The sequence below is a fragment of the Curvibacter sp. CHRR-16 genome (assembly GCF_018474005.1).
Classification (GTDB): domain Bacteria; phylum Pseudomonadota; class Gammaproteobacteria; order Burkholderiales; family Burkholderiaceae_C; genus Allorhodoferax.
The window spans coordinates 297,161-315,515 of record NZ_JAHCSH010000001.1 but is presented as its reverse complement, the minus strand read 5'-3'; the positions used below and the strand labels follow the sequence as shown (position 1 = coordinate 315,515).

14 protein-coding genes are annotated in these 18,355 nt (G+C 60.4%); 2 read left to right on the top strand and 12 right to left on the bottom strand.

What is annotated here, in order from left to right; translation table 11 throughout:
- Positions 1–36: 36 nt before the first annotated feature.
- On the top strand, positions 37–1,677 hold the full coding sequence (locus KIK84_RS01500; protein ID WP_214121212.1) for a response regulator: 1,641 nt from the start codon (positions 37–39) through the stop codon (positions 1,675–1,677).
- On the opposite strand, the gene atzF is transcribed toward KIK84_RS01500, so the two are convergent.
- The 8 genes from atzF to KIK84_RS01460 form a co-directional block, all read right to left on the bottom strand.
- Positions 1,650–3,461 carry an allophanate hydrolase gene (gene atzF, locus KIK84_RS01495; RefSeq protein ID WP_250207673.1) on the bottom strand — a complete coding sequence of 604 codons (1,812 nt, stop codon included), beginning with the start codon at positions 3,459–3,461 and terminating at the stop codon, positions 1,650–1,652. The two genes, KIK84_RS01500 and atzF, sit on opposite strands and share 28 nt — an antisense overlap.
- On the bottom strand, positions 3,458–7,084 hold the full coding sequence (uca, locus tag KIK84_RS01490) for an urea carboxylase (protein ID WP_214121211.1): 3,627 nt from the start codon (positions 7,082–7,084) through the stop codon (positions 3,458–3,460). The genes atzF and uca overlap by 4 nt, the downstream gene beginning before the upstream one ends.
- An 86-nt stretch (positions 7,085–7,170) precedes the next feature.
- Complete coding sequence (locus tag KIK84_RS01485) at positions 7,171–7,839, bottom strand: urea amidolyase associated protein UAAP2 (RefSeq protein ID WP_214121210.1); 669 nt, start codon at positions 7,837–7,839, stop codon at positions 7,171–7,173.
- A gap of 2 nt (positions 7,840–7,841) precedes the next feature.
- Positions 7,842–8,573: an urea amidolyase associated protein UAAP1 gene (locus KIK84_RS01480; protein WP_214121209.1), complete on the bottom strand. Its 732-nt coding sequence runs from the start codon at positions 8,571–8,573 to the stop codon at positions 7,842–7,844.
- Positions 8,570–9,082, bottom strand: a complete 513-nt coding sequence (gene nikR, locus KIK84_RS01475) for a nickel-responsive transcriptional regulator NikR (protein WP_214121208.1) — start codon at positions 9,080–9,082, stop codon at positions 8,570–8,572. Before nikR ends, KIK84_RS01480 begins: the two co-directional genes overlap by 4 nt.
- A gap of 5 nt (positions 9,083–9,087) precedes the next feature.
- On the bottom strand, positions 9,088–9,999 hold the full coding sequence (locus KIK84_RS01470) for an ABC transporter ATP-binding protein (protein ID WP_214121207.1): 912 nt from the start codon (positions 9,997–9,999) through the stop codon (positions 9,088–9,090).
- 62 nt (positions 10,000–10,061) lie between these two features.
- The gene (locus KIK84_RS01465; RefSeq protein ID WP_214121206.1) at positions 10,062–11,006 is read right to left on the bottom strand and encodes an ABC transporter permease; all 945 of its coding nucleotides are present in this window, start codon (positions 11,004–11,006) and stop codon (positions 10,062–10,064) included.
- Between the two features lie 33 nt (positions 11,007–11,039).
- On the bottom strand, positions 11,040–12,038 hold the full coding sequence (locus KIK84_RS01460) for an ABC transporter substrate-binding protein (protein ID WP_250207672.1): 999 nt from the start codon (positions 12,036–12,038) through the stop codon (positions 11,040–11,042).
- Positions 12,039–12,357: 319 nt separating this feature from the next.
- On the opposite strand from KIK84_RS01460, the gene pelA reads away from it, so the two are divergent.
- Positions 12,358–13,944, top strand: a complete 1,587-nt coding sequence (pelA, locus tag KIK84_RS01455) for a pectate lyase (RefSeq protein WP_214121205.1) — start codon at positions 12,358–12,360, stop codon at positions 13,942–13,944.
- Positions 13,945–14,001: 57 nt separating this feature from the next.
- Here the strand turns inward: pelA and urtE are convergent, their stop codons facing one another.
- The 4 genes from urtE to urtB are packed head-to-tail and all read right to left on the bottom strand — an operon-like array spanning position 14,002 to position 18,278.
- The gene (gene urtE / locus KIK84_RS01450; RefSeq protein ID WP_214121204.1) at positions 14,002–14,694 is read right to left on the bottom strand and encodes an urea ABC transporter ATP-binding subunit UrtE; all 693 of its coding nucleotides are present in this window, start codon (positions 14,692–14,694) and stop codon (positions 14,002–14,004) included.
- 1 nt (position 14,695) lies between these two features.
- Positions 14,696–15,577, bottom strand: a complete 882-nt coding sequence (gene urtD, locus KIK84_RS01445; protein WP_214121203.1) for an urea ABC transporter ATP-binding protein UrtD — start codon at positions 15,575–15,577, stop codon at positions 14,696–14,698.
- On the bottom strand, positions 15,574–16,698 hold the full coding sequence (gene urtC / locus KIK84_RS01440) for an urea ABC transporter permease subunit UrtC (protein WP_214121202.1): 1,125 nt from the start codon (positions 16,696–16,698) through the stop codon (positions 15,574–15,576). Before urtC ends, urtD begins: the two co-directional genes overlap by 4 nt.
- Positions 16,695–18,278 carry an urea ABC transporter permease subunit UrtB gene (gene urtB / locus KIK84_RS01435; protein WP_214121201.1) on the bottom strand — a complete coding sequence of 528 codons (1,584 nt, stop codon included), beginning with the start codon at positions 18,276–18,278 and terminating at the stop codon, positions 16,695–16,697. The genes urtC and urtB overlap by 4 nt, the downstream gene beginning before the upstream one ends.
- Between the last annotated feature and the right edge of the window lie 77 nt (positions 18,279–18,355).

Genomic DNA, 18,355 nt, shown 5'->3' with positions numbered 1-18,355 from the left:
CAGAACAGCCAACTTTTGCGTAACAATTCAGGAACGATGAACGCTGATACCCACCACCATCACCACTTAGCCGACTGCAAAGCATTGGTTGTGGACTCCAACCCCACGACCCGCTCAATCTTGGTAGCCCAACTGCGGGACTTTGGTCTGGCCGAAGTGTCACAGGCCAACCGTCCTACCGATGCACGCAAACAGTTGGAATACCGACGCTTTGACTTCGTGCTGTGTGAACACCATTTCAATCAAGAAAGCATGTCCGGCCAAGACCTGCTGGACGACTTGCGCCGCAACCAGTTGCTGCCCTTCTCCACGGTGTTTTTCATGATCACGGCCGAGGCCAGCTACTCCAAAGTGGCCGAGGCTGCCGAATCCGCCTTGGACGGGTATTTACTCAAGCCACACAAAGCCTCGCAATTGGCACAACGCCTGAGCGTGGCGCGCCAGCGCAAAGTAGCGCTGCGCGATATCTTTGATGCCATTGAGGCAGAGAACTTCGAACTCGCCGCGCAACTGTGCATGGAGCGCTTTGAGACACGTGGCAAATTTTGGCTCTACGCCGCGCGCATTGGGGCTGAACTGCTGCTGCGCATTGGCAAACCCGATGAAGCCCAAGAGCTCTACCGCGCCGTGGTGGAAGCGCGCACCGTACCGTGGGCCCGCTTGGGCATAGCGCGGGCCGAGGTCGAATCGGGCAACCACAAGCAAGCCATTTCGGCGCTGCAACAACTCATCCGTGACGACTCCAGCTACACCGACGCCTACGATGTCATGGCCCGTGCCCAGTTTGAGTTGGGGCAGTTTGAGGATGCCCTGGCCACCTACAAAATCGCGGCCGATCTGACCCCCAACTCGGTTTCGCGCATCCAAAACCTGGCCCAACTGAGCTACTACCGCATGAGTCCAGCGGAGGTAGAGCCACTGCTCGACAAAACCGTGCGATCGGGCTTGGAGTCCAAGATGTTTGACCCACAGACCTTGGTGCTGCTGGGTTTTTGTCGCCTGCAGTTGGGCGATGCCAAGGGCCTGCGCATTTGCCGCGAAGACTTGGATCGCCTGCTAGAGCGCGACCCCGAATCCATACGCCTGGAGCGCATGCAATTGAGCTTGCAAGCGCTGGAAAAAATACAAACCAACGAGTTTCCGCGCGCCATTGAACTGGTAGAAACGCTGGGACGGCAACTGCGCGACCCCGACTTTGACTTTGAAGCCGCCAGCAACTTGGTGGGTCTGATGGCGCATTTGGCCCACCGCACCATCGAGTTGGAGTCCATGCACAGCCAAGTCGAAGAGCTGGGCATGCGCTTTTGCACCACACGCGCCCTGTCCGACCTGCTGGCCGCTTGCGCCAAGTCCTACCCACCCTACGTGGAGAAGATAGAAAAATGCCAAGCGCAGGTGCTGGAATACGCCGAAGTGGCCGTATCCCTGAGCATGCATGGCAACCCCACCGCGGCAGTGAACAACTTGCTCATCCACGGACGCCGCACGCTCAACACCCGCTTGCTGGACAACGCATTTCAGCTACTCAACAAGCACAAACAAAAAGTGGAAAACTACAGTGCGCAACTGGACGCGGTAGAGCGCTTGCGCAAAGAGCTGGAGCCCCCCCGCTTTGAGCGCCGCCAAGCCGGCGGCTTGGCGATGCGCATTTACCGCCGCAGTGCGGCTAAGAAGTGACGCCACCCCCCATAAGCGCTGATGTCTTCAGCGCCTTCTACTGCCAGCGGGTCGCAAGCAAAACCCTGCACCACCTGACCGCTGGCCAGCTTGACCGGGCCAATGCCCAGCGGCGCGGGGATGCCGGCCACAAAGCTGCCGAACTCGCTCGCGGGTAGCTCCCACACTTCCACTTCGATCGCCACGCCACCGCTGGCCACGTGCAGCATGCCGGGGCGGCGCGGTTCGCTACCGGGCAAGGCGTACAGCTTGTACTCAGGCGCGGACTGGGTGCACTGCAGCAAACGGGCACCGCGCTGGGTAAGCTGCCAGTTCAGCGGCAAACCTTGCAAATGCGCGCCGCACACCGCCACCTGCACCATGCCGTTGGGCATAGCAGGCGCTGCCCATGCGGGTGGCAAAGCTTGCTTGCCTGCGCTGCTAACGCGCGCGCGCTGTAAGCGGCTGCTCAGGTGCAGCAAGGGGCCGTCTTGGTGGGCGGGGGCAAACAGCGTCACCCCCCAGGGCAATCCACTGTGGGCTGCGCTTTGGAAACCCACGGGCACCGAGGTCGCGGCGTAGTCCAGCAGGTTCATGAAGTTGGTGTAGTAGCCCAAGTCCGAGTTGCGGGCGATGGGCTCGCGCAGCATTTCCTCAATAGTGAAAGCCGTGCCCGCCGTGGGCGTGACGATGCAGTCCACCTGCTGCCAGACCTTGTCGCAGCGGCGCTTGGCGTCTTTGAGGCGGTAGCCGTACTGGTAGGCATCGGCGGCGCTCCATTTTTTGGCACCGCCCACAATGGTTTGGATCACGGGCAATGCGGACTCGGGCTGGGCATCAAAAAACGCGCGGATGGCGGCATAGCGCTCGGCCACCCAGGGGCCTTCGTAGAGCAGTTTGGCGGTGTCCAAAAAGGGCTGGAAGTCCAGCTCCACCACCTCGGCCCCTAGGCTTTGCAAGGTGGCCACGCTGTCGGCAAACAGTTGCTGCGCATCGGCATTGCCAAAGAACTGCAGGTCTTGTGCACGCGGCACGCCCAAGCGGAAGTGGCTGGCGCGGCCAAAGTCAAAGCCATGGCCTTGCACGGGGCGCGCATAGCTGTCGGCATCGTCGTACACCGCGGCCACGCGCAGCACGGCCTCAGCGTCTTCAGCGGTGAGGGCGAAGATGGAAATGGTGTCCAGCGAACGGCAGGCGGGCACCACGCCGCTGGCTGACAACCAACCGCAGCTGGGTTTGTGGCCCACCAAGTTGTTGAGCGCAGCGGGCACGCGACCCGAGCCTGCCGTGTCCGTTCCCAGCGAAAAGCTGCAATAACCCAGCGCCACCGACACGGCCGAGCCCGCGCTGGAGCCGCCGGACACATAGGCTGGGTCAAAGGCGTTTTTGCACACGCCATAGGGGCTGCGCGTGCCGTTCAGTCCAGTCGCGAACTGGTCGAGGTTGGTCTTGCCAATCGGAATGGCCCCGGCGGCAATGAGCTGCTGCACCACAAAAGCATGCTGCGCGGGAACAAAGGCATAGTCCGGGCAAGCGGCGGTGGTGGGAATGCCTTGCAGGTCGATGTTGTCCTTGATGGCAAAAGGGATGCCGTACAGCGGCAAGTCTTGGGGCGATTTGCCATCCAGTGCACGGGCATAAGCGCGCAACTCGGCCTCACTCAGGCGGCGAATCCACACCGTGTGCGGGTCGCTGGCGGTGCGCGCCAAGATCGTGTCTATCAGGGCATCGACCGTCAGGCTGCCATCCAGATAGGCCGCGCGCAGGCTGGCTATATCCATGTTCATGTTCATTTCTGTGCTCATACCAGCTCCTTGATCACCAACAAATCCTGTCCTGCCGCCAAACCGGCGGCCTCCTTCACCAGCCACTGACTGACCGTACCAGCCCGGGTGGCATGGATGGGGAATTCCATCTTCATGGACTCCACAATGGCCAGCACATCGCCCGGTTGCACCGCCGTGCCCACGGGGGCCACCACCTTCCACAAGCTGCCCGCCACAGCGCTGGCCACCGCATGGCTGTCCGCTGGCAACTCCAGCGCTGGCGCGGCTGGTGCACTGGCACTGGCATCGTCCACCACCACGTCTTGGCCTGCGGCTTTCCAGCGCTCGCGCTCGGCATCAAAAGCGCTTTGTTGGCGCGCTTTGAACTGGCTGATGCTGCGCTGGTTGTCGGCCAAGAACTGGCGGTAGTCCTTCAGGCGCAGCGTGCCCGGCTCCATCTTGAGCTGGAACTTGCCGCTGATGAAGTCTTCGCGCAGCTTGAGCAGTTCGTCCTGCCCCACGGGGTAGAAACGCACTTGGTCAAAAAAGCGCAGCAGCCAGGGCTGGGTAAAGTCCTGCGTCTTCTTGTAGCGGTTCCACATCTGCACAGTGCGACCGACAAACTGGTAGCCGCCAGGGCCTTCCATGCCATACACGCACATATAGGCACCACCAATGCCCACGGCGTTTTCGGGCGTCCAAGTGCGGGCCGGGTTGTATTTGGTCGTGACCAAGCGGTGGCGCGGGTCGAGCGGTGTGGCCACGGGTGCGCCGAGGTACACATCGCCCAGCCCCATGACGAGGTAGCTGGCCTCAAACACCACCTTGTAGACATCCTCGATGGACTTCAAACCATTGATGCGGCGAATGAATTCGATATTGCTGGGGCACCATGGCGCATCAGGCCGCACGGACTGCATGTACTTCTCAATGGCCAGCTTGGTGGCGGGGTCGTCCCACGACAAGGGCAGCCACACGGTGCGCGAGTCCACTTCCATGTCATCCACGGCGGGCAGCTTGTCTTCCAGTTGCAAGAGTTGCGCAATCAAGCGGTCTTGGTCGACCACGCGCGGGTCGAAATGCACTTGCAGCGAGCGGATGCCGGGCGTCAGGTCGAGGATGCCGCGTAGCTTGCCGCGCGCCATCTGCGCCTTCACCTCGGTCATGAGGGCTTGGATGCGCAAGCGCAGCTCCAAGTCCAGCACCAGCGGCCCCATTTCGATGAGCAAATTGGCATCGCCCGACTGGCGCACCACCACCTGCGGCTTGTCCCCGTCCACAGGCACATGGCGCAACACGGGCGACAAGAGCGGCGCATGCTGGCGTGGCAGGGCTTGCTGGGCGGGCTCTGTCAGGCTGTCTAGCGCAGCGTCTTGGGCGCGCTGCATGGCATTGGCCTGCTCGCGCGTCAGGCGTACAAAGCGCACGGTGTCGCCGGGTTTGAGCTGTCCCATCTTCCACAACTCGGCCTGCACGATGGTGGCGGGGCAGACAAAGCCGCCCAAGCTCGGGCCGTCGGGGCCTAGGATAACGGGCATGTCCCCCGTGAAGTCCACCGCGCCAATGGCGTAGGCGTTGTCGTGGATGTTGGAGGGGTGCAGCCCCGCTTCGCCACCGTCGGTGCGGGCCCACTGGGGTTTGGGGCCAATCAAGCGCACCCCGGTGCGCGAGGAGTTGTAGTGCACCTCCCAGCGGGTGGCAAAAAAGCTGTCGATGTCTTGCGCGGTGAAAAAGTCTGGTGCACCGTGGGGGCCGTAGAGCACGCCAATCTGCCACTCGCGCACCAAGCGCGGCTGCAAGTTGGTAGGCAGTGCTTGGCGTTGGCGGGCGCTGGCCCAGTTGGCTGGGTGCACGCCCTGCAGGTGCAGCACATCGCCCGTGCGCAGGGTGCGGCCACCGTGGCCACCAAACTGGCCCAGCGCAAAGGTAGAGGCCGAGCCCAAATACTGCGGCACTTGCCAGCCACCCTGCACGGCCAGGTAGCTGCGCAAGCCCGCGCCTTCGGCACGGCCCAACTGCAGCACGCTGCCTGCGGGCACGGCCACGGCCTTGTACCAAGGCAGGGTCTTGCCGTTGAGCTGCGCGCCCATGCGGGCACCGGTCAGGGCCACCACGCTGTCGCAGTTAAAGCGCAGCGTGGGCCCGGCAGCGGTGATCTCCAGTGCGGCAGCGCCTTGCGCATTGCCCACCAAGCGGTTAGCCAAGCGCATGGACAGGTTGTCCATGGGGCCCGATGGGGGCACACCAATGTCCCAGTAGCCCACGCGGCCCGGCCAGTCTTGGATGCTGGACTGCACGCCCGGCTCCAGCACGTCCACGCTGTGCGGCTGGTAGTGAAACTGCTCCAGCATGCGCGTGGTCTGCAAGCCCGCCACAAAGGGCCCGTGGTCCAACACCTGCTGCAGATAGTCCTTGTTGGTCTCGATGCCCGCTACTTGCGTGGCCTGCAGCGCCGCTAAGAGCCTGCGCCGTGCGGCCTGCCGGTTGGGGCCGTAGGCAATGAGCTTGGCCAGCATGGGGTCGTAGTTGGGCGGCACGGCCGTGCCTGCCTCCACCCAGCTGTCCACGCGGATATGGGCGGGGAAATCCACCGCCGTGAGCAAGCCCGCCGAGGGTTGGAATTGCTTGTGCGGGTCTTCGGCATACAGGCGCACCTGAATGGCCGCTCCCTTGGGCTTGACTTGCAGGCTGGCCAAGGACGGCAAGTCTTTGGCGGCCAAGCGCACCATCCACTCCACCAAATCCACGCCGGTGCACTCTTCGGTCACGCCGTGCTCCACCTGCAGTCGGGTGTTCACTTCCAAAAAGTAAAACTCCTTGGTCGCCGCGTCGTACACAAACTCCACCGTGCCTGCAGAGCGGTAGTTCACCGCTTTGCCCAGCCGCACAGCCACGTCCAGCAGTTGCTGGCGCTGGCGGGCGCTCAAGCCTGGTGCGGGGGTTTCTTCAATCACCTTTTGGTTGCGGCGCTGTACCGAGCAGTCGCGCTCGCCCAGCGCGATGACTTCGCCCTGCCCGTCGCCAAACAACTGCACCTCGATATGGCGTGCCTGCTGCACGTACTTTTCCAGGTACAGGCCCGCCTCTTTGAAGTTGGCACGGGCCAGCCGCTCGACGGAGGCAAAGGCCTCGGCCAGTTCGCTGGCGCTCCAGATCAGGCGCATGCCAATGCCACCGCCCCCAGCCGTGCTTTTGAGCATGACGGGGTAGCCTATGCGCTGCGCCTCGTCGTGGGCTTGCTGCACGTCACGCAGCAGGCCGCTGCCGGGCAACAGGGGTACGCCGTTGGCCTGCGCCAGTTCGCGTGCGGTGTGCTTGAGGCCAAACGAGCGCATTTGCGCTGCAGTGGGGCCAATGAAGGCGATGCCAGCGTCCTCGCAGGCTTGGGCAAAGTCGGGGTTCTCCGACAGGAAACCGTAGCCAGGGTGGATGGCATCCACTTTCAGACGGCGGGCCTCATCCAAAATTTTGTCGGCGCGCAAATAGCTCTGGGCCGCTGGGGCGGGGCCGAGCAGCACCGCATGGTCTGCCTCCAGCACGTGGCGGGCGTGGGCATCGGCCTCGGAATAGACAGCCACGGACTGGACGCCCAGTTTTTTCAAGGTGCGCTGGATGCGACAAGCAATAGCGCCCCGGTTGGCAATCAAGACCTTTGTGAACATGGACTTTCCTTGTGCAGGCCGTCCTGCGAGGGGAGATAGCACGCCGGGTCGTCCCGGCTGCGGGATAAAGTGATGGGGCGGCAGGCTTACTGCGCATCCCATATGTACAACTGCACCGGCGTGGGGTTGTAGCCATTGCAGGGGTTGTTGAGCTGCGGGCAGTTGGAAATGAGGCAGACCACATCCATCTCGGCACGCATTTCCACATATTTGCCGGGGGCCGATATGCCATCGGCAAAGGTCAATCCGCCTGCAGCAGTGATGGGTACGTTCATAAAAAAGTTGATGTTGGGTGCCAGATCGCGCTTGCCCAGCCCCAAAGCGGCTGCGCCCTTGTCGTGGCAGCTGCAGTAGGCCAAGCCCTGCAGGAAGTTGTCGCGGCAACTGTGCATGTGGCGCTTGTCGATGGCGTAGCGCACGGTGTTGCTCTCGGAGGCGCAGGCACCACCCAGCGTGTCGTGGCGACCGCAGGTATCGGCCACGATGGTGAGCATGACCTGCCCTTCGTTGGAATACAGCTTGCTGCCAGCAGTGAGGTAGAGCGCACCTTGGCGGGCGATGGTGTCGGTGGCGCTGTAGCGTTCCTCGGGCTTGGCGGCGCTGTAAAACAGCGTGTCCACAGCCTGATTGCCTTCCAGATCGAGGATGCGCAAGTACTGCCCTTTGCGGATGGTTTTGATCCACGGCTCGCCAGCCAGGCAAGTCTCGCTCAGCACGGCGTGGCGGGGGTCTAGGGTGCTTTCAACAATGGCCATGGTCAGAGTCCTACGTAACGTTCAGTATTGGTAAAGCCGCGTTGGTTTTCGGGGCGGAAATTGCGGCAGTAGTCGTCAGTTGCCACCGGATCGGCGCGGTAGGCGCTCAGCAGTACGGGGTGGGCGTCGTAGCGCGGGCTGTGGTTGAGTGGGTGCGGCGCGGTGGAAAGGCACACCAGCGTGTTCATCTCAAAGCGCAAATCCACATAACTGCCCGCGCTGCTGTGGCCGTGCACATACTGCAGTTGCCCTGCGTCGTCGGGCTGCACTTTGCTAAACAGGTTGATGGTGGGGCCCAAGTCGCGTGGCCCGAGGCCGTACTTGCCCAGCTCAATGAGCAAGGAATCCCGCCCATTGCGCAGCATGGCGTTGCGGTCTTGTTGGTAGTGGCTATCGCCATAGCGCTGGCGCACCATGTCGGCATCGCTCACACCGCAAAAGCTGTCGTGCCAGCCCACGCTGTCGGCCACGATGGAGGCAAAGATGCGGCCCATATCGGAGTACAAACAGTGCCCCCGGCTGAGCAAGGCCGTGTGCTGGGCCTTGAGGGTGTCGGGCATGTTGTAGCGCTCTAGCTTGTCTTCGGGGTTGAAGAAGTACAGCGCACAGTTGGCGCCGCCCTCTACATCGGTAAAGCGCAGCACGGTACCGCGGCGAATCAGGCCAGACCAGTGGGTGCCCGCAGGCACTTCGTGCGTCCAGAGCAGTTTGTCGTTAGGGATAGGATTTGTCATGCGGAGGTCTCGTCGGATGAACTGGAGGGGCTTGCGGGGTGAACGGGCGGGATGATGGCGGCCATGAGTTGCAGGTGGCCCGTGATCACGCCGCGCTGGGCAATCATTTCGTTGGCGATTTGCTGCAGGTAGTGCGCAGGGCCCTGCAGCAAGATCACTTCCATGATTTGGTTGTGCGTCAGGTGCACGTGCAGCGAGCTGATCACCTCGTCAATGTGCTCGTACTGCAGGTCGGCCAGCTTTTTTTGCAACAAGCGCGTGGTGCGGTCGTACAAGAGGGTGAGCGTGCCCACCATCACGTCGTTGCCCAGCGTGCGTTTGTGCTCGACCAGCTGGTAGTTCACCATGTCGCTGATGGCTTGCGAGCGGCTGTCATAGCCCTTGCTGTTGACCATGTGGTCCAGCTCTTCGAGCAAGGCCGGGGGCAGCGAGATGCTGATGCGGCTCACGGTGCTGCCCTTTTCTTCAAGCAAGGGTTTGCGGGGTTTATCAGTCGGTTTATCCGTCATGGCACTTACTCCACGTTGTCGGCCACATCGGTCATGCGGTAGAGCTGTGGCTTGGGGGTGGACTCTTCTTCGGCGGCCAGTTCGCTGGCGGCTTTGGGCGGGTGAATGAGTGCGTCCAAGCGCTGTTTGGTGGCCAAAAACTCGGCGCTACTGAACTGCTGGGGCGAGCGCGGGCGCGGCACCGGCACTTCGATGAACTCTTGCACCTCGCCGGGGTGGGGCTTGAGCACCAAGATGCGGTCGGCCAAATAGATGGCCTCGTCCAGATCGTGGGTGATGAAGAGGATGGTGATGTCGATGTTGCGCCAGATGTCGAGCAAGTGGCTTTGCATCTTGCTGCGGGTTTGGGCATCCAAAGCGCCAAAAGGCTCGTCCATGAGCAAGATGCGCGGCTGGTTGGCCAAGGCACGGGCAATAGCCACGCGCTGGCGCATGCCGCCCGAGAGTTGGTGCGGGTAGTTATCGGCAAACTTGGTCAAGCCCACCATGTCCAGCCACTGGCGCGCTTCGCGTTCAGCGGCTTCAAAGCCCATGCCATTGGTTTGCAGACCAAACATCACATTGCGCTTGACCGACAACCACGGAAAGAGCGAATAGCCTTGGAACACCATGCCACGGTCACGCCCCGGCCCTTTGACGGGTTGGCCGTCCAGCAGCACATCACCCGCCGACTGTTTCTCCAGCCCCGCCAAGGTGCGGATGAGCGTGGACTTGCCGCAGCCCGATGCGCCAATAACGCAAACGAACTCGCGCCGGTGGATTTGAAAGTTGATATTGCGCAGCGCCTCGGTTTCCCCTTGGGGCGAGGGGTAGCGTTTGTAGAGGTTTTTCACCTCCAAAATCACCTCGCGCTGGCGGATACGGGCAAAGCGCTCGCGCACGGCCTCGCTCTGGTCTAGGTAGCTGGGCAAACTCATGGTGCTCTCTCCTGTCCTGGTGGTCTTGATCGTGGTGGCTTTAGAGGTGCTTGAAGGCCGCTTCAAGCGCGTTTTTGACCCTGATCCCAGGGGAAGAGCTTGCGCCCTAGCCAAGCCAGTACCAAGTCGCTGCCAAAGCCGATCACGCCGATGATGATGATGGCGGCGTACACGTTGTCAAAGTGCTGGTAGCGTGCCTGCTGGGTGATGAAGAAGGTGATGCCCGTGCTGGTGCCAATCAGCTCAGCCACGATGAGGTAAGTCCACGCCCAACCCAGCAAAATGCGCTGGTCCAAATAGAGGTTGGGCAAGATGCCGGGCACCACCACCGTGCTGAGTAACTTGAAGCCCTTGGTGCCCAGTGTGCGGGCAGCTTCCACCAAAGTAGCCTCCAGCTTGCGGGTGGTGTTGGCCACGATAAGCACCTGCTGGAAGAAGGTGCCAATGAAGATGATGGCAATCTTGGGGCCATCGTAAATACCCAGCACCGCCACGGCCAGCGCCCCAAAAGCTGGCGCAGGCAGGTAGCGGAAGAATTCGATAAACGGCTCGGTCAAGCGCGCCAGCGTGGGGTAGGTGCCAGCCAATATGCCCATGGGAATGCCCACAATGGACGAGAGCACAAAGCCCCAGAAAATGACCTGAATGCTGTGCCACAGGCTTTCGTGCAACCACGGCGCATTTTTTTGTTCAGGGGCTGTGGTGAAAGCGGTGTACAGCGCCCGCGCCACCGCATGCGGCGCAGGCAAATAAATGGGGTTGGCAGGCACTCCCACAGGCAAAGCCTGTCCCGCCTGCTGGGCGGTTTGCAGCTGGGTGGCAAATTCTTCTTTGTCCACCAGCATGCCCGCCTCGAAATAGTCCACACTGCCTGGCTCTTGTACCTGCACCTTGGGGTGCCATACAAACGGTACATAGCTGACCAAGCACCACAGCAGCAAGGGCAACACGAACGCCCCCACAGTCAACACGGAGCGATGGCGCCAAAAAGAGGTGAGCGCGTTCATGGTTGTGCCTTGTGCAATGGTTGTGGATCGGGATTACTTGCCTTCGTAGAAGGAAGGGTCCAAGTAGCTTTCCACCTTCTCGGCTTGCTTGTAGACGGTATTGGCCACATTGAACTTGTTCACAAAGTCGGTAGAGCCATAGATGCTCTTAAAGCCAATGCCTTTGGCGTAGATACTTTTGCCTTCAGCCACCGACAGCAAGCGTGTGCCATTGACAAAGGTTTCGTAATCCGCAGGACTCACGCCAGAGCGAGCTGCCATGATCTTGATGGCATCGGTGCGGGTGCTGGGGTCTTTGATATAGGCCACCACCTTGTCCCACACTTGCACCATCTTGAGCAAATCGGCACGGCGACTCTTGGCCACAGCGGGTTTGGCTGCCATGACGTCGTAAATCAAACCAGGCTCATCGGCTGAGGTATAGATGGCTTTAGAGCCGGGCACCGCCTTGAGAGCCTCACCCGCCACCGGTTGCCACACGCCGATAGCAGCAATGTCTTTGGCCGTAAAGACTTGCGGCAACTCATTGGTTTTGGCATTGACCAAGGTAATGTCCGCTTCCTTCAATCCTGCTTTTTTGAGGGCATTGACCAACAACAAATGGTCTACCAAACCGGCTTCTACAGCGACTTTCTTGCCTTTCAAGTCTTGCAAGGACTTGATACCGGGTTTAGCGACGATTTGGTCATTGCCACTGGAGTAGTCGGTAATGAGGAACATCACACTCTTGGCACCACCGGATCCGGTCACCAGAGCATCGCCATTGGTCATCGCCACTACATCGAGTTTGCCAGCAGCAAATGCTTCCATCGATGCGGAGTAGTCAAACCACTCGAACTTGACATCCACGCCCGCTTCTTTGAACCAACCCTTGTCAATCGCCACTTGCCACGCCACCCAACCCGGCCAGTCGCTGTACCCCACTTTCAATGGAGCTGCGTGGGCCGCCAAAGCCCCCACCGACACCAGCGTAACAGCCAAAGCCTTGGCAACGCTGCACACCACTTTTCGCATACCCAAATGAGCCAACATGGTTTGTCCTTTCGATTGCTGAATATTACTAACTACAAATTTGGTAATACCAAAACATCCAAAGCAATACGCATGCCATAGAAAAAATGGCCCTTCGAGTGAAAAAAACACGCCGAAAGGCCCATGCGCACAAAAGAATGGCAAACCGACTGGCCATATGGGTGCAAAAGCCCCAAGTTGATGCAAACCATGCCCAGATGTCTGACGAGGGCCGCATTGAAAGTTAGAAAACAAGGACTAGGGTAATTACTTCTACTGTTTTGCACCTACTGGGGTATAAATAACTCATTACACGTCAGACAACTAGGAGTATTCCCCCATGGCTCACTTTCGTGCGCACAGCGTGGTGCTTGCAGCATGCCTGCTCGCCTGCGGCGTAGTCACCGCCCAAACCTCTGTTTCCAGCACAGCGGCCCCTTCAGGGGTGTCCCCCAGCCGTGCCGATGGTGTTTTGCAAACCATTGCGTTCATCATTGGGGAGCCCAACTACTCTATCGACGGCGGCTACCAAGAGTTGGAAGAAGGCCTGTACACCAAGCCCGAGCTGCTGCCCGGCGATAAGGTGTTTGCGCCAGTGAGTGAAATTTTCGAAGCTTTGGGTGGCCACGCTCACCTGAACCCCGCCAGCAAAACCGCTAACTACACACTCAACGGACGCACGGTTCAAGTCACAGCAGGCGTTGTTGGCGCGCAAGTGGATGGCCAAACCATCAACATGGATGTAGCCCCTGAGTGGCGCAACAACAATATGTGGGTGTCGGTCTGGTGGTTGTTTGACCAATTCGGTGCCTACAGCAAGTGGGACAAAGCCCGCCAGCGCTTCAGTGCATCGCTGGTCTTACCCGTGAGCAAGAAAACAGCCGGCATTGCCAAGGGCGGCCCGGTGATGGAAGCCAACTTGGGCGACCAAAAGCCGGACTTTTGGTCATCCGCGCAAGGCACTACCGTGGCCGATGTGATTGTGGGCTACCAAAACGAAGACGGTGGCTGGCCCAAGGTGGAACGCGATACGTCACTCACCACCCCACTGAACCGCGCAGCACTGAGCGGTTTCAAGATCAAATCCACCATCGACAACGACTCCACCACCAAGCAAATCATTGCTTTGGCACGGGCTTGGAAAGCCAGCCAGCAAGCACGCTTTCGCGACAGCGCGCTCAAAGGCATTGAATACCTGCTGGCAGCCCAACACAAAAGCGGGGGTTGGCAACAGTACTGGCCCAATGCCCAAGGCTACAAAGCCCGCGTGACCTTCAACGACGATGCCGTAGCCAATGTGCTGGAAATCATGCGCGATGTGGCCCTGCGCACTGGCGACTTTGACTTTGTCAGCACCGACTTGGCACGCCGTGCCGACAAAGCGTACAAAGCCGGCGTGGACATGATTGTGCGCACGCAAATCGTGGTCAATGGCAAACGCACTGGCTGGTGTGCCCAGTACGACGAAAACACCTTGACCCCCGCCATGGGCCGTGCATTTGAACTGGCCTCCATCAGTGGTGGAGAAAGCGTGAACGTGATCCGCTTTTTGCTGAGCATTGACAAGCCCACACCCGCGGTGGTGGATGCTATTCAGAGTGCTGTGGCATGGTTGGATGCAGCCAAAGTCACGGGCATCAAGCGCGTGCGCCGCGAAGACCGCACTACGGAATACGGTTTTGACTTTGTGATCGTCAAGGACGACAAGGCCTCCCCCACTTGGGCCCGTTTTTACGACCTGAACACAGGCCGCCCCCTGTTCGCAGGCCGTGACAGCAAGCCCCGCGAGACCTTTGAAGAAGTCTCGTACGAACGCCGCGTGAAGTACAACTGGTACACCAGCGAAGCCCTGCCTTTGCTGCAAAAAGAGTATCCCGCTTGGGTTGCGCGCAACCAGCAAAAGTCGGTACTGACCAGTAGCTACTGATGGCTAAAAGCCGCACCTGCGCAAGCAGGTAGCGGCCTCTGAAGGCTGGGGGCTGGCTTAAATCGCCACCAGCTTGCGCACCTCTTTGGCCTGCATCTCACTGCCTGGGCCACTGGCAATGACAGCACCGCGTTCCATCACCACATAACTGTCGGCCAATTCTTCGGCAAAGTCGTAGTACTGCTCCACCAACAAGATGGCCATGTCACCCCGGTCTGCCAGCATGCGGATGACGCGACCAATGTCTTTGATGATGCTGGGCTGTATGCCCTCGGTCGGTTCATCCAGTATCAACACTTGGGGCTTGGCGGCCAGTGCGCGGGCAATGGCCAATTGCTGCTGCTGTCCGCCCGACAAATCGCCGCCTCGTCTGTGACGCATTTGGTCGAGCACGGGAAAGAGTTCAAACAACTCCGGCGGTATGGGCGTGCTGCCCTTTTGCGTGGCCAAGCCCATGCGCAGGTTTTCTTCTACCGTCAGGCGGGCAAAAATCTCACGCCCTTGGGGCACATAGCCCACACCCGCGCGGGCGCGCTGGTAGGGCGTCATGCCTGCAATGGCTTGCCCACCCAAGGTGATGCTGCCGGATTGGATGGGCACCAGCCCCATGAGGGACTTGAGCAGCGTGGTTTTACCCACACCGTTGCGGCCCAGCACCACCGTCACTTGGCCCATGGCGGCGCTCAGGCTCACATCGCGCAGGATGTGCGAGCCGCCGTAGTACTGATGGATATTGTTTACTTGCAGCATGTCACCGTCCTAAATACACCTCGATCACGCGCTCGTCGGCCTGCACTTCGTCCAGCGTGCCCTGGGCCAGTACCGAGCCGTCGCACAGCACGGTCACGATGTCGCTGATGGTGCGGATAAAGCCCATATCGTGCTCCACCACCATGAGCGAATGCTTGCCCTTGAGGCTAAGAAACAGCTCGGCTGTGCGGGCAGTTTCTTCGTCCGTCATGCCGGCAACGGGTTCATCGAGCAGCAGTAGTTTGGGGTCTTGCATGAGCAGCATGCCAATTTCGAGCCACTGCTTTTGGCCATGGCTCAGCTCCCCAGCAGGGCGCGTGAGATGCTCGGCCAGGTGGATGGTGTGCAGCACCTCGGCCAAGCGGTCGCTCTGGGCGGAGTCCAGTTTGAAAAACAAGGAAGACGGTACGCCTTTGTTGGTCTTGAGCGCGAGCTCCAGGTTGTGCAGCACACTCAATTGCTCAAACACCGTGGGCTTTTGGAACTTGCGGCCAATCCCCAGTTGGGCAATATCGGCCTCGCGGTAGCGCAGCAAATCGATGGTGCTGCCAAAGTAGACCGTGCCCGAGTCAGGGCGCGTTTTGCCCGTGATGATGTCCATCATGGTGGTCTTGCCTGCGCCGTTAGGGCCGATGATGCAACGCAACTCACCGGGGGCAATGTCCAAGCTCAGCCCGTTGATGGCTTTGAAGCCATCGAAGCTGACATGCACGTCCTCCAAGTACAAGATGCGGCCATGGGTCACATCGACCTCGCCCGCTTTGGCGATACGGGCAAAGCCTGCGGCACGCCCGCCCGACTCGGTGTTGCCCGTGCGCTGGGTCTGACCAGCTTGGTAAGCCTGCAAGCGCTCAGCGCCTGCTTGCATGAGTTCGGGGGTCATGACGATTGCCCTCCATGTTTGTTTTTCTTCAGCTTGGCAACCAAGCCCACCACCCCTTGGGGCAAGAACAAGGTGACGGCAATGAACAAGGCACCCAAGCAGTAGAGCCAGAACTCGGGATAGGTGACCGTGAGCCAGCTCTTGGCTCCGTTGACCAAGAATGCGCCCACGATGGGGCCGATGAGCGAGGCGCGCCCCCCCACAGCCGCCCAGACCGCCATTTCAATGCTGTTGGCCGGGCTCATTTCGCTGGGGTTGATGATGCCCACCTGCGGCACATACAAGGCTCCCGCAACCCCACACATCATGGCGCTGATGACCCAGATGGCCAGCTTGTAGCCCAGCGGGTTGTAGCCGCTGAACATGACGCGGCTCTCGGCATCGCGCACCGCTTGCAGCACACGGCCAAACTTGGACGTGACCAACCAGCGTGCGAGCAAGAAAAAGCCCAGCAGCGTGCAGGAAGTCAGGACAAAGAGCAGCATGCGCATGCCCGGCGTGGCCAACGGCACATCGGCAATGCGCTTGAAGTCGGTAAAGCCGTTGTTGCCGCCAAACCCGGTCTCATTGCGAAAGAACAGCAGCATGGCGGCAAAGGTCATGGCCTGGGTGATGATGGAAAAATACACCCCTTTGATGCGGCTGCGGAAAGCAAAATAGCCAAACACCAGTGCCACCAAACCCGGCACTGCCACCACCAGCAGCAGCGTGGCGGCAAAGCTGCTGCTCAGCGCCCAGTGCCACGGCAGTTCTTTCCAGTCCAAAAAGACCATGAAGTCGGGCAAGTCGCTCTGGTAGTTGCCATCGCGCCCGATCTGGCGCATCAGGTACATGCCCATGGCGTAGCCACCCAAGGCAAAGAATAGGCCGTGGCCCAGCGACAAGATGCCGGTATAGCCCCAGATCAAATCCATGGCCAAGGCACAAATGGCGTAGCACATGATCTTGCCTAACAGCGCTACGGCAAAGTCGCTCAGGTGGAACACACTACCCGCAGGCACCCACAGGTTGAGCACCGGGGCCACGCCGCACAACAACACCAAAGCCACCAGCCACGCCGTCCAACCCGAACGCGCCAGCAGCGGCTGGGCGGGCGGCAACACGATTGCAGAACTACTCATGCTTCAGCACTCCGGCCCTTCATGGCAAAGATGCCTTGGGGGCGTTTTTGAATGAACACGATGATGAACACCAACACGGCGATCTTGGCCAATACGGCACCGGCAAAGCCTTCGAGCAGCTTGCCCAAAATGCCCAGCCCCATGGCGGCGTAGACCGTACCTGCCAACTGGCCCACACCGCCCAGCACCACCACCATGAACGAGTCCACGATGTAACCTTGGCCCAAGTCGGGCCCCACATTGCCCACTTGGCTGAGCGCGCAGCCGGCCAAGCCGGCAATGCCTGAGCCCAGAGCGAATGCGTAGGTGTCCACGCGGGCGGTGTTGACGCCCATGCAGGCGGCAATGGGGCGGTTTTGCGTCACCCCACGCACAAACAGGCCCAGCCGCGTTTTGCTGATCAGCAGCGCCACCGCTGCCAGCACCGCGAAGGCAAAGGCCATGATGATGAGGCGGTTGTAGGGCAAAGACAGGTTGCCCAAGAAGGTGATGCCCCCACTCATCCAGCTGGGGTTTTCTACGCCCACGTTTTGCGCGCCAAACACACTGCGCACGAGCTGCATGAGCACCAGACTAATGCCCCACGTAGCCAGCAGCGTCTCCAGTGGGCGGCCGTACAAGAAACGCAGCACACTGCGCTCAAGCACCGCGCCCACCAAGGCCGATGCCATAAACGCCACGGGCAGTGCGGCGAGCAAATACCAGTCGAAAGCGCTGGGCAGGTATTTCTGGAACAAGCCCTGCACCACATAGGTGGCGTAGGCGCCAATCATCATCAACTCGCCGTGGGCCATGTTGATGACGCCCATCAGCCCGTAGGTAATGGCAAGCCCTAACGCCACCAGCAGCAAGATAGAGCCCAGGCTCAAACCCGTGAACAGCGCTCCCAGCTTGTCGCCCCAGGCCAAGCGGGCGTTCACAGCGGCCAGGCTTTTGTTCAGGGCGGCTTTGACCGCCGGGTCGGTTTCGGTTTGCAAGCGCTCACCCAGCAGCGACTTGGCATTGGACTCGGTGCTGTCAGCCAGTGCTTGCGCGGCTTCTATGCGCAGCGCAGCGTCGCGGCTTCCCAGCAAGGCCACCGCGCGCAACTGCTGCAGCACGGCGCGAATATCGGTCTGTTTTTCTTGCGCCAATGCTTTGTCCAGCAAGGACAATTTGCTGTCGTCCAGCTCTTGGCCTTGCAGCGTTTTCACCGCCTCGCGGCGCACGGCCGCCTCAGTGGAGAGCAGTTGCAACCCTGCCAGCGCAGCGTCTATCTCGCCGCGCATGCGGTTGTTGTTGACTACATCTTCGGCATCGGCCGGCACGGCAACGGCAGCACCGCTCACCGGGTCTTTGCCTTGGCCGTCCACTACGATGACAGGTTTTCCCGCCACCAGCTTGACGCTGTCGTTGGCCATGGCCTGCAAGTAGTGCAAGGTGGTGTCATCGGCTTGCGCCAGCGCGGCTTGCAAGGCAGCCACGCGGGCATCGTTGTCACCGCTTGCAATGGCTTTTGCTTCTGCAAGGCTTAAGGAATAAGCTTGGCCAGCTATCAAAAATATAGCAAGCGAAAGAACAAGGTTGCGAATCACTGGCATACGCCCAGGTCTCCTGTGTGGCTCCACCATGGATGTGCAGCAACCGCTGCGATCTCCAACAGACCGCAGCGGTGCTT